This window comes from Oerskovia douganii (assembly GCF_015142735.1).
In the GTDB taxonomy this organism is placed as follows: Bacteria; Actinomycetota; Actinomycetes; order Actinomycetales; family Cellulomonadaceae; genus Oerskovia; species Oerskovia douganii.
The window spans coordinates 5,132-15,999 of record NZ_JACSPN010000021.1; the positions used below are offsets into that span (position 1 = coordinate 5,132).

The following is a 10,868-nucleotide window of genomic DNA, read 5'->3' on the forward strand; positions in this document are numbered from 1 at the left end:
GAGGTCATCCGTGCCGGGACGACCTCGACCCCGTTCTCGCGCTCCGGCGACACGGAGCGGGGCGGCTAGTGGGCGGCAGCCGCCACGGACGCGAGCGCCTGCTGGACGACGGCGATCTCCTCGGCGGCCCCCGTGATCCCGGAGCGCATCACGAGCACCGAGGAGAAGAACCCGTCGGCGCACGCCTGCCCCGTGAGCGCCTGCGGGTCCTCGAGCGTCGGGACGATGTTCACCGTCTCGGTCTGACCGGGTGCGCCTCCCGCGATCTCGACCATCGTCGAGAAGACGTCGCACGCCTGGGCGGCCTCGAGCTGCTCGCCGCTGCCGACCAGCTCGGACGCCTCCCGGATCTTCCGGGTGTTCTCGGCGTCGTCGACCATGCCGCTCGCCTCGAGCTGCTGCAGCATCTCGGGCAGCCGGGCGGCCCAGTCCTCGGCCGGGACGCGCGACACCTGGACCGTCGTGCCGGCGGGGTCGCCCCAGACGCAGGCCGGGAACCCCTCGTTGCCCGCGACGTTCGTCTCGTACGGACCGTCCAGGGCCTGGCCGGCCAGGGCGGTCACCTGGTCGGCGTCGACCAGCGCGCACGCCGCTTCCCCGGCCTGCGTCGGGGACTCGACTGCCGGCTCGCTGACCGCTGCCGTGGGGGTGGGCGCGTCGACCGCGGCCGGTACGTCACCCCCGGCGGACGACGAGCATCCCGCAAGGAGCATCGTGCCGAGCACACCGGGAAGGACGACGGAGAGGACCAGCCTCGGCAACGAGTTCACCGACGAATCCAACCATATGGTCGGGGTTGTCCCCGTGAAGCGCGGCGGGTGCGCCAGGTCGTGGCGCCACGACGGGACGCGACGGAGGGGCGCGCCGCAGGGGCGCGCCGCGCACGACCCCCGCCCCTCGCGCCCCGGCCCCAGCCGCTCGCCGGGCCCCTCGGCCCGGCCACGTGCGGCGACGCCGCGCTCAGCCCTCGCCGCCGCCCGGCACCTTGTCCTTCACGTCGTCGTACCCCTGGCTCCCGGGCAGCTCGGCAGGCGCGTACACGAGGTGCACCACGCCGGTCGGGAAGACCTCCGAACGCAGCAGCCGCAGGGGGTAGATCGGTGCCCCCTCGTCGAAGAGCCGCTCCCCCTTGCGGGCGGCGACCGGGTGGACCAGCAGGCTGAGCTCGTCCACGAGCCCCGCCGCGAGGAGCTGCCGGACCACCGAGAGCGAGCCCGGCACCAGCACCTTCCCGAGCCCCGGGGTCTCCTTGAGCGTCGTCACCGCCTCGACCAGGTCGCCGTCGAGCCTCTCGACGTTGCGCCAGCCGAGGTCCGTGTCCTGACGGGTCGCGACGACCTTGCGCAGGTCGCCGAGCCGCTTCGCGAACTCCGCGTCCTCCTCCCCGGCCTGCTCACGGCCGGGCCAGGCGCTCGCGAAGCTGTCGTAGGTGCTGCGCCCCAGCAGGAGGACGTCGACGCCCGAGTAGTCCTCGTCGACCGCAGCGCTCATGTGGTCGTCGAAGTACGGGAAGTGCCAGTCCGGGTCGATCTCGGCGACGCCGTCGAGCGAGATGAACAGGGTCGAGACGAGCTTCGCCATGGTGGTGCCCTTCGGAGGTCTGCCGGTAGGTACGTAGTGACCGCGACCGCGGATCGAACTCATCGGTCCTCCTACCGTGGCACGGGACGAGGGAGACGGCACGGGACGCGAGGACACGACCGGCGGCCGGTCCGCCGCCCGGACCGGCCCCCGCAGGCCGCGCCGCACCGCCGCGCTCTCGGGCCGCGCCGCGCCGTCGGGCCGTCGTCAGTACGCGACGAGCCCGGACCGGTCGAAGAACTGGCCCGTGGGCCCGTCGGTGCCGAGCTGGGCGAGCGCCACGGTGGCGTCGGTCCCCTCGCTCACCGTCTGGTGCCCGCTGTACCCGTTGAAGGCCGTGCTCGTGTAGCCGGGGTCGCTCGCGTTCACCCGGAAGCCCGGCAGGTTCTTCGCGTACTGGACCGTGAGGGCGATCACGGCGGCCTTGGAGCTCGCGTACGGGACGGCCAGCACACCGTGCTCGTCGGTGCCGGGAGTAGCCAACGAGCGGGCGAACCCTGCGCCGGAGGCGACGTTGACGATCACCGGGTTGGCCGAGCGACGCAGCAGGGGGAGGGCGGCCTGGGTCACGCGGACGAGGCCGACGACGTTGGTCTCCAGCACGTCCCGCACGGCGTCGGCGTCCAGGTCGTCGAGAGAGAGCGACGACCCGAGGACGCCTGCGTTGTTCACCAGGACGTCGAGCTCCGGGAGGCTGTCGATCGCCGCTGCGACGCTCCCGGCGTCGGTCACGTCGACCTGCACCGGTACGGCGCCCAGGCTCGCGGCCCGGGCGGCCGAACCGAGGTCGCGCATCCCTGCGTAGACCGTGTGGCCGGCCTCGATCAGTCGTCGTGCGGTCTCGAGACCGAGGCTGCGGTTGGCACCTGTGATGAGTGTTGTGGTCATGGCTCCACCCTCGCCGGAGGCCGGCGGGCGATCCAGGCACGGCTCGACAGTGGGACCGGCAGTACCACCCAGGGACCACCTCGCCGGCCCCCGGACCGGGACGCGGGAGGCAGGATGGGGACGTGGAAGAGTTCGCGCACGTCCTGCGTGCCTGGCGGGACCGGGTCCAACCCCAGCACGTCGGGCTTCCCCCGGGCACGGGGCGCCGGACACCAGGGCTGCGTCGCGAGGAGCTCGCGATGCTCGCCGGCGTGAGCGTCGACTACGTCGTCCGGCTCGAGCAGGGCCGGGCTGCCAACCCCTCGCCCCAGCTCCTGGGCGCCCTGGCCCGGGCGCTGCGGCTGTCCGACGCGGAGCGCGACCATCTACCGCGTCGCCGGGGCCGCCGTTCCCTGGCCGAGCGTCCTGCCCCGCCATGTCGGGCCGGGGGTGCAGCGCATCGTCGACCGGCTGGGCGACCTCCCGGTGGCCGTCTACAGCGCGGCCCACGACCTCCTGCTGTGGAACGCCCTCTGGGCCGCCCTCCTGGGCGACCCCTCGCCCCGCACGGGCCTCGGACGTAACCTCGTCTGGCACGTCTTCGTCGAGGGAGACCTGCCGATCCGGCACACCCTGCACGAGGAGGACGAGTTCCGGGCGAACCTCGTGGCGGACCTGCGGTCCGCCGTCGGGCGCTACCCCGGTGACCCGTCGCTGCGGAGCCTCGTCGACCGACTCCTCGCCGCGTCACCCGAGTTCGCGGAGCGCTGGGCGCTGGCCCACGTCGCGCGGCACCGCTCGGGCCGCAAGACCGTCCTGACGCCCACCCTGGGCGACATCACGGTCGACTGCGACGTGCTCAGCGTCCCGGGGGCCGGTGACCTCCGCCTCGTCGTCTACACGGCCGCCCCGGGGACCGCCGACGCCGAGAAGCTCGAGCTGCTGCGGGTCGTGGGCTCGCAGGACCTCGTGGGCTGAGACGGCGGTCCGCCCGCGGGCAGCGGGCACCGCCCGGGCTCCCCCGGCGGACACCGCCCGACGGCGACGCGCCAGGCTCAGTCGCCCGGCCACTCCCCCGTCCACTTCTGGAAGGCGCGCGCCCCGCCACGATCGATCAGCGCCTTGACGCCGGAGAACACCGCTCCCTGGATGAGCGACGCGACGAGGATCTCGCGCAGCGGGTACTCGGACTGCAACGGCGTGGGTGCGTCCTTGCGGTGACCCGGCGAGACGCGCTTGTAGACCTGCTTGAACACCTGGCCGGCGATCAGGCCGCCGATGATCGAGCTGACCAGCCCGAACGGGCGGTACAGGATCTTCGCGGCCTTGCCGCCGTGCTCCTCGGTGCGGTCGGACACGTGGTCGTTCGTGGTGCTCGTCATCGTTCGACGCTAACGCGGCGCGCGTCGGGTCGCAGGACGGGCGGCGCTGCCGCCGGTGCGGTCAGCGGTCCGCCTGCCCGGGGAGCCGCCCGCGGACCGGCGGATCACGAGTCCGCCGGTATCACCGCGCACCCCGCGCGGTCGAGCACGACCCGGACCCGCTCCCCCGGCGCGGGCGCGAGCGGGTGCTGCGCGGCGCCGTCGGGCCCCGGCACCGGGGGCACGCCCCGTCCGGGCGCACCGGCGGGCTCCCCGAGCGCGACCACGCGCCGGGTCCCCGCCCCGAGGTCCACGTCGACCGTGACCTCGGTGCGCCCGCGCCGGAACGCGCTGCGGACGACGGTGCCGGACCACTCCTCCGGGCCACGCGGGCCACCCGGGCCACCCTCCCGGACGGACGGCTCGTCGGACAGCACGAGCCCCGTCGGGCCGATCGCCAGCGCCTCTCCGGCGGCAGGCAGCGGCACGAACGCCTGGTAGCCCAGGAACTGCGCGCCCCGCCGTGAGGCGGGCGCGCGCCACAGGTCCTCGGGGGCCGCGAGCTGGAGCAGGCGCCCGGCGTCCATGACGGCGACGCGGTCGGCCACGGTGAAGGCCTCGTCGTGGTCGTGCGTCACGAACAGCGCGGTGGTCCCGGTCGCGACGAGGGCTGCGCGCAGGTCTCCGGCGAGCCGGTCGCGCAGCCCGCGGTCGAGCGCCGACAGCGGCTCGTCGAGCAGCAGGAGCTGCGGCTCGGGCGCCAGGGCGCGCGCGAGCGCGACGCGCTGCCGCTCCCCGCCGCTCAGGGTCGTCACGGGCCGCGGCCCGTAGCCCGCGAGCCCCACGAGGTCGAGCAGCTCGGCCACGCGGCCGCTCGCCGCGGCCCGGCGGGCCCCCGCCATCCGCAGCCCGAACGCCACGTTCCCCGCGACGTCCCGGTGCGGGAAGAGCTGCCCCTCCTGGAACATGAGCCCGAACCCGCGCCGGTGCACGGGCACCCCCGCGAGGTCTCGCCCGTCCCACGCGATGCTCCCGCCCGCGACGGGCTCGAGCCCCGCGACCGCGCGCAGCAGGCTCGACTTGCCGCACCCGCTCGGGCCCAGCAGCGCGAGCACCTCGCCCGGGGCGAGGTCGAGGCTCACGCCCCGCACGGCCGTCGTCCCGGGACCCTTGCCGGACGCGGGGTCCGGGTAGTGCACGACGACGTCGCGCACCGCGAGCCCCCGGCCCGCCACGCCCCTGGCCGGGTCGTGCGGCACGTGCGGCACAGCCGAGCCGTCGAGGCCTTCGCTCCGATCCACCACCGTGGCTCCGTCCATCAGAACTCTCCTGCCGAGCGGTCGCCGCGCAGGCGCTCCGCCACCATCATCACCGTTGCCGTGAGGACCGCGAGCACGACGCTCGCGGCCAGTGCCATGCCGTAGTTCTCCGCGCCGGGCCTGCCGATGAGCCGGAAGATGACCACGGGGAGCGTCGCGGTGTCGGGCCGGGCGAGGAACGACGTCGCACCGAACTCCCCGAGCGACACCGCGAACGCGAACCCGATCGCCAGGCCCAGGGACCGGGCGGCGATGGGCCCGTCGACCGCGGCGAACACGCGCGCGGGAGACGCCCCGAGGGTCGCGGCGGCCTCGCGCAGGCGCGGGTCGATCGCGCGCAGCACGGGCAGCACGGTCCGGACCACGAGCGGGATCGCGACGACCGCCTGCGCGATCGGGACGAGCAGCCCGGAGGTCCGCAGGTCGACGTCGAGACCGAGGGGCTTGTCGAGCGTGATGAGGAAGCCGAACCCGACCGTCACGGCCGAGACCCCGAGCGGGAGCATGAAGACCGAGTCGAGCGCGCTGATCGCCCGCCGCCCCGTGCGCGAGCGGGGGCGCCGGGAGACGACGAGCGCCACGAGCCCGCCGATCACGACCGCGAGCAGCGTCGCGACCGCGGCGGTCCGCAGGGAGTTCGCGGTCGCCTCCCACACCGTGACGCTCAGGGCGTTGCGGCCGCCGGTCGTGCCGAGGTTCGCGTAGTTCTGCAGGCTCCAGCCCGCGGGGGTCTGGAACGAGCGTACGAGGAGGTTGACGAGCGGCAGCGCGATCAGGCCCAGCACGACGACGGCGGTCACCGCGAGCGGGGCGGCGTCGGCCCGCAGGCGCAACGGGCGGGCAGCGGAGGTCGCGGCGGACAGGTTGAGCGCCCTCTCGCGCCGGGAGCGGGTCCGGCTCGCGACGCTCAGCGCGACCACGACGACGACGAGCTGCACGACCGACAGCACCGCGGCCGTGCGCAGGTCGAGGAACTGGGTCGTCTGGATCCAGATCTCGGTCTCGATGGTCCCGTACTGGATGCCGCCCAGGACGAGGACGACGCCGAACGCCGTGGCGCAGAACAGGAACACGATCGACGCGGCGGACGCGATGGCCGGGGCCAGCGACGGCAGCGTCACGGACCGGAACGCGCGCCACGGCGAGGCGCCCAGCGCGCGGGCGGCCTCCTCGGCGCGCGGGTCGAGGTGCTCCCAGAGCCCACCGACGGTCCGCACCACGACCGAGTAGTTGAAGAACACGAGCGCCAGGACGATCGCCCCGAACGTGCCGTCGAGCCGCAGGAACCCCAGGAGGCCGCCCTCGACCAGCAGGGACCGGAACGCGACGCCGACCACGACGGTCGGCAGCACGAACGGCACGGTCACGAACGCCCGCAGGAACGTGCGCCCCCGGAACCTGCACCGGTACAGCACGTACGCGCCGGGCACGCCGAGCAGCACCGAGATCACGGTCCCGAGCACGCCTTGCCACAGCGTCAGGCCGATGATGCGCCAGGTCCGCGGCTCGGAGAACACCTCGGCGAAGCCGGAGAGGTCGAGGGAGGCACCGGCTGCGTCGTGGGTGACGAACCCGCGTGCGACGAGCGTCGCGACGGGCCAGGCGAAGAACACCCCGAGGAACAGCAGCGGCAGCCCGGCGGCGAGCCCCCACAGGAGGACCCGCCCGCCGCGCTGCAACCCCGGGGGCACGCGGATCGTGCTCAGCCGATCACGGTCGACGTCCACGTCTTGATCCACTCGTCGCGGTGGGCCGTGATGTCGGCCGGAGAGACCTCGTAGGGCTCCGGGGACAGGGGCGCGAACTCGGCCCAGCCCTCGGGCAGCGCGATGTCCGCGTTCGCGGGGTACATGTACATGTTGTCGGCGACGTCCGCCTGGAACGCGTCGCTCACGAGGAAGTCGACGAGCTGCTGGGCCCCCTCGGGGTTCTTGGCGCCGGCGAGCACGCCCGCGTACTCGACCTGGCGGAAGCAGGTGTCGAGCAGCGCGCCCGTGGTCGTCGACGTCCCGTCCTCCGACACGGTGAACGCGGGCGACGTCGAGTACGACAGGGCGAGGGGACGCTGCCCCTTGCCCTCGCCCCCGGAGAAGTCGACCGAGTAGGCGTCGGACCAGCCGTCGACGACCTTGACGCCGTTGTCCTTGAGCCTGCTCCAGTAGCCCTCCCAGCCGTCACCCGAGTCGGACGTGCCGTAGGCGCCGACGGTCGCGAGCAGGAACGAGAGCCCCGGGGAGGACGTCGCGGGGTTGGTCACGACGAGCAGGTCCTTGTACTCGGGCTTCGTCAGGTCGTCGAGGGTCGCGGGCTCGGGGACTCCCTGGGCGCTGAACCAGGCGTGGTCGACGTTGACGCAGACGTCGCCCACATCGACCGGCGTGAGCTCGCCGTCGCCCACCGCGTACTGCGCCGCGGACGCGGCGAGACCGGCGGGCGTGTACGGGTCGAGCACGCCCTCGTCGATCGCGCGGGTCGCGAACGTGTTGTCGATCCCGAACACGACGTCGCCCAGCGGCGCGTCCTTGGTCAGGACGAGCTGGTTGACGAGCGCCCCGCCGTCGCCCGGCGCGACCTGCTTCACGGTCAGCCCGGACTCCTCCTCGAACGCGGCGAGGACCTCGTCGCTCACGGCGAACGAGTCGTGGGTGACGAGCGTGACGGTGTCCGTGGCGGTGCTGTCGCCCGAGCCGCTGTCGGCTGCGCCGGCGCACGCCGTCAGGGCCAGGGCGCTGATCCCGCCGACGAGCCCGAGGCCGAGCCTGCGGGGGGTGCTGCGGCGGGTACTGATGGTGTTCACGTGTCCTCCTCGGACTCACAGGAGGGGGACCTCGCGCACGGGAGGTCCCGTGCGCGAGGCTAGAGAAGCCCGACTTCCTCCACCGGTGCTAACCGGATCAGGTTCGAGGGTCTGCGGTGGTCCGCACTCTCAGCGCCCGTCGCCCGGTGTTCCCGGGGCGGTCGGCGCTCCCCTGTCGTTCACCTGCGACTTTACACCGGGGCCCGACGGCGTGGGCAGCCGTCCGGCGTACGGCGTCGCCCGGGGCGCGCCGCCCCCGGGGCGACGACTACGGTGGGAGGTGAGCTTCGCCGTCGGGCCTGCGGGTACGCCGGCGGCACCGCCCCGCCCCGCCCCGCACCCTGGAGGAACACATGGCCGACAACGATCAGACCCTCGCCGAGAAGGTCACGACCGTCGCGCTGACGCTGGCCGCAGGCTGGGTCGCGCAGAAGGCCGTGAGCTACGCGTGGGCCAAGGCCACGGGGCACGACGCCCCCAAGGACCTGGACGACCCGGAGGTCGGGATCATCAGCGCGGTCACGTTCGCCGCGGCCGCCGCGGCCGCGAGCGTGTTCGCTCGCCGGTTCGCGGGGCGCGAGGCCAAGCGCGTCGTGAAGCGGTTCGTCGCGCGCGCGCACTGACACCCGGCACGGGACAGAGGCGAACGGTCGAGGGAGAGGGCTAGGACCCTCCACCTCGACCGTTCGCCTCTCTGCCGGCGCGGGACGCGTCACGCCGTGAGCATCGCCGCCGGGTTCTCGTGCGTCAGACGGCGCAGCACGTCACGCTCGACGCCCCGCCGGGCCAGCATCTCGGTGAAGACCGTCGGCACGTACGCGAACCCGTTGCCGCCGTTCTGCACCCACATCTGCTTGAGGAACACGTCGTGGCTCATGAGCACCTGGCCCGCGAACCCCGCCTCGACCAGCCGGTGCACCGCACCCGCGGTCGTGTGCGGGTCCGGCGAGACACCCTCCTTGGGGTACGTGATGTCCATGCCGACCATGTCGAACTCGAGCCACACCCCGCGCTCCGCGACGGCCCGCTGGTAGTCGGGGTCCTCGGCCGAGGGGTCCATGTGGCACAGCACGACCTTCTCCGGCCGCACGCCCACCTCGTCGACCACGAGATCGAGGATCTCGTGCGCCCAACGCTGCCAGCCCGGCAGGTGGATCTGCATCGCGACCTGCGGGTGCTCGAGCTGAGCCAGGGCCGAGGCCCGCAGCGACGCCCGCTCGCCCGCCGTGAAGTCCGGCGAGACGCCGATCTCCCCGATCACGCCCGGACGGATGCCCGTGTCCCGGACGCCCTCGGACAGCTCGCGCGAGATCGCCGCGGCCTGCGCGTCCACGGCCTGCGCCGTGATGCGCTCGCCCTCGAACTTCTCGAGGTAGGCCCCCGCGCCCATGACGACGTTGAGGCCCGTGCGACGCGCCACGTCCAGCAGGCGCTCGGGGTTGCGCCCGATCGCCTCGCTCGACGTCGCGTCCACGACGGTCCGTCCGCCGAGGGCCGCGAAGCTGCGGATCTCCGCCTCGACGGCCGCGACCGGCTTGTCCGCGATGTTGTCGGCGCAGCAGTACGGGTCCTGGCGCAGGGCCCACGCGACCGACGCGGACACCGGCTCGCGGACCACGGCCCGCGAGAACTCGTAGCTCGGCTCGTCGAGCACACCGGAGAGGTCGTTGAACAGGTGCTCGTGGGGCAGGGTCAGGCCGAGGTCCTGGACGGCGACCCGTCCGGTGACCGTCTGGACGAACCCGGCAGGCGTGACGTTCATCGCGGGCTCACCTCTCCTGCTTCACCACCGCCGACGGCGGCGGCCACTGCGGTGTCGGCTGTCGCCTCCGGCGACTTCCCCGACGGGATCATGCCGATCACCGCGGCGATCAGCGCGATCACGGTGCCGATGATCGTGGCGGCGTAGATCGTGTGGCCGAGCGACGGGATCGCAGCGTCGATGAGGAGCGAGCCGACGAGCTGACCCGCGGTGGACGCGAGCCCCAGGAGCAGCAGCCCCAGCCCGCGGACCAGGAGAGCCATGAGGGCGATCGAGAGGAGGCCGAGCGGGCCGCCCAGGTACATCCACCACGAGCCGGGGAGCTGGAAGTCGACGCCCGAGGTCATGGCGCGGATCGCGTAGGCGATGCCGAGGGCCGTGAAGCCGACCAGGAAGTTCCAGCCGATCGAGACGAGCATCGAGCCCGTGGCGTCGGCGACGGCCGCGTTGCCCGCGGGCTGCCAGCCGGCGAGGAGACCGCCGACGAACGGCATGATCGCGAGGGCGATGGTGTGCGGGGCCGAGAAGTTCGGCGAGATGACGATGACCGTCGCGACGATCGCGAGGACCGCGCCGGCGAGGCGGAAGACCGTGAGCGGCTGCTTGACCGAGGCCGTGACCCCCAGGCGGTCGCACACGACGCCCGAGATGACCAGACCCGAGATCAGGGAGATCTGGAACGTCGCGACGCCCAGGACACCGACCGTCACACCCTCCGAGAGGACGATGACCGCGCCGCACAGACCTGCGAGGAAGTTCCACCACGGGATGGTGCGGCCCTTGATGAGGCTCGGGATCGCGAGCGCCTCGCGGCGCGTCACGGGCCGTGCGAACACGATGACGAACATGAGGACCAGGCCCGTGCCGAACGAGATGAGGGCGGCCGCGTGGCCGTCGCCGATCGACTTGCCGAGCTGACCGTTGACCGCGGCCTGCATGGGCCCGAGGGCCCCGGCGAGGACGGTCGCGAGGACGAGCAGGGCGGTCGCGGTGCTCTTGACCTTGCTGCGCTGGGCCGACGGGCTGGTCGTCTGGGCGCCTCCCGGGCGGGAGACGGACCCCGGCGTGGTGTGCTTCATTGCTTGGCCGTGCCTTTCATCTTTCGACGGTACGTCGGATCGGAGGACCGATCGAACGACCAGCCCTGGATCGACGGTGAGCGGTCGGGCTGGGTGGGGGTC

Annotated in this window: 11 protein-coding genes, 1 pseudogene and 1 riboswitch; of the genes and pseudogenes, 3 read left to right on the plus strand and 9 right to left on the minus strand. The window is 73.5% G+C overall.

Annotated elements, in window-relative coordinates:
- Positions 1-65: 65 nt before the first annotated feature.
- The 3 genes from H9623_RS14620 to H9623_RS14630 form a co-directional block, all read right to left on the minus strand.
- Entirely contained in the window at positions 66-770 is a 705-nt protein-coding gene (locus tag H9623_RS14620; RefSeq protein WP_193720769.1) for a DUF3558 family protein, read from the minus strand.
- A 190-nt stretch (positions 771-960) separates the two neighbouring features.
- Positions 961-1,581, minus strand: a complete 621-nt coding sequence (locus H9623_RS14625) for a dihydrofolate reductase family protein (protein ID WP_193720770.1) — start codon at positions 1,579-1,581, stop codon at positions 961-963.
- A 207-nt stretch (positions 1,582-1,788) separates the two neighbouring features.
- On the minus strand, positions 1,789-2,469 hold the full coding sequence (locus tag H9623_RS14630) for an SDR family NAD(P)-dependent oxidoreductase (RefSeq protein WP_193720771.1): 681 nt from the start codon (positions 2,467-2,469) through the stop codon (positions 1,789-1,791).
- 122 nt (positions 2,470-2,591) lie between these two features.
- Between H9623_RS14630 and H9623_RS20055 the strand changes: the two are divergent.
- Positions 2,592-2,777: pseudogene (locus H9623_RS20055) on the plus strand (helix-turn-helix domain-containing protein); the annotation flags it as partial.
- A 121-nt stretch (positions 2,778-2,898) separates the two neighbouring features.
- The gene (locus tag H9623_RS20060; RefSeq protein ID WP_321575464.1) at positions 2,899-3,426 is read left to right on the plus strand and encodes an MmyB family transcriptional regulator; all 528 of its coding nucleotides are present in this window, start codon (positions 2,899-2,901) and stop codon (positions 3,424-3,426) included.
- Between the two features lie 77 nt (positions 3,427-3,503).
- Here H9623_RS20060 and H9623_RS14640 read toward each other — a convergent pair whose 3' ends face one another.
- The 4 genes from H9623_RS14640 to H9623_RS14655 all read right to left on the minus strand — a co-directional run bounded on the left by H9623_RS14640 (position 3,504) and on the right by H9623_RS14655 (position 7,925).
- Complete coding sequence (locus H9623_RS14640) at positions 3,504-3,830, minus strand: DUF4235 domain-containing protein (RefSeq protein WP_193720772.1); 327 nt, start codon at positions 3,828-3,830, stop codon at positions 3,504-3,506.
- Between the two features lie 104 nt (positions 3,831-3,934).
- Positions 3,935-5,128, minus strand: coding sequence for an ABC transporter ATP-binding protein (locus H9623_RS14645; protein ID WP_193720773.1), 1,194 nt, complete (start codon positions 5,126-5,128; stop codon positions 3,935-3,937).
- Positions 5,128-6,819, minus strand: a complete 1,692-nt coding sequence (locus H9623_RS14650) for an ABC transporter permease (RefSeq protein ID WP_321575471.1) — start codon at positions 6,817-6,819, stop codon at positions 5,128-5,130. Before H9623_RS14650 ends, H9623_RS14645 begins: the two co-directional genes overlap by 1 nt.
- A gap of 11 nt (positions 6,820-6,830) precedes the next feature.
- Positions 6,831-7,925: a thiamine ABC transporter substrate-binding protein gene (locus H9623_RS14655; RefSeq protein ID WP_193720774.1), complete on the minus strand. Its 1,095-nt coding sequence runs from the start codon at positions 7,923-7,925 to the stop codon at positions 6,831-6,833.
- 57 nt (positions 7,926-7,982) lie between these two features.
- Positions 7,983-8,109, minus strand: a riboswitch (TPP riboswitch).
- A gap of 169 nt (positions 8,110-8,278) precedes the next feature.
- On the opposite strand from H9623_RS14655, the gene H9623_RS14660 reads away from it, so the two are divergent.
- Positions 8,279-8,548, plus strand: coding sequence for a DUF4235 domain-containing protein (locus H9623_RS14660; protein WP_193720775.1), 270 nt, complete (start codon positions 8,279-8,281; stop codon positions 8,546-8,548).
- 89 nt (positions 8,549-8,637) lie between these two features.
- Here H9623_RS14660 and H9623_RS14665 read toward each other — a convergent pair whose 3' ends face one another.
- Positions 8,638-9,687 carry a phosphotriesterase family protein gene (locus H9623_RS14665; protein ID WP_193720776.1) on the minus strand — a complete coding sequence of 350 codons (1,050 nt, stop codon included), beginning with the start codon at positions 9,685-9,687 and terminating at the stop codon, positions 8,638-8,640.
- Positions 9,684-10,766, minus strand: coding sequence for a DMT family transporter (locus tag H9623_RS14670; protein WP_193720777.1), 1,083 nt, complete (start codon positions 10,764-10,766; stop codon positions 9,684-9,686). The genes H9623_RS14665 and H9623_RS14670 overlap by 4 nt, the downstream gene beginning before the upstream one ends.
- Positions 10,767-10,868: the final 102 nt, after the last annotated feature.

What these genes read in the sequence shown, in the direction of transcription:
- H9623_RS14625 (WP_193720770.1), bottom strand. Translation starts at nt 1,581, where the DNA reads ATGGCGAAGCTCGTCTCGACCCTGTTCATCTCGCTCGACGGCGTCGCC.
- H9623_RS14630 (WP_193720771.1), bottom strand. Translation starts at nt 2,469, where the DNA reads ATGACCACAACACTCATCACAGGTGCCAACCGCAGCCTCGGTCTCGAG.
- H9623_RS14640 (WP_193720772.1), bottom strand. Translation starts at nt 3,830, where the DNA reads ATGACGAGCACCACGAACGACCACGTGTCCGACCGCACCGAGGAGCAC.
- H9623_RS14645 (WP_193720773.1), bottom strand. Translation starts at nt 5,128, where the DNA reads ATGGACGGAGCCACGGTGGTGGATCGGAGCGAAGGCCTCGACGGCTCG.
- H9623_RS14660 (WP_193720775.1), top strand. Translation starts at nt 8,279, where the DNA reads ATGGCCGACAACGATCAGACCCTCGCCGAGAAGGTCACGACCGTCGCG.
- H9623_RS14665 (WP_193720776.1), bottom strand. Translation starts at nt 9,687, where the DNA reads ATGAACGTCACGCCTGCCGGGTTCGTCCAGACGGTCACCGGACGGGTC.
- H9623_RS14670 (WP_193720777.1), bottom strand. Translation starts at nt 10,766, where the DNA reads ATGAAGCACACCACGCCGGGGTCCGTCTCCCGCCCGGGAGGCGCCCAG.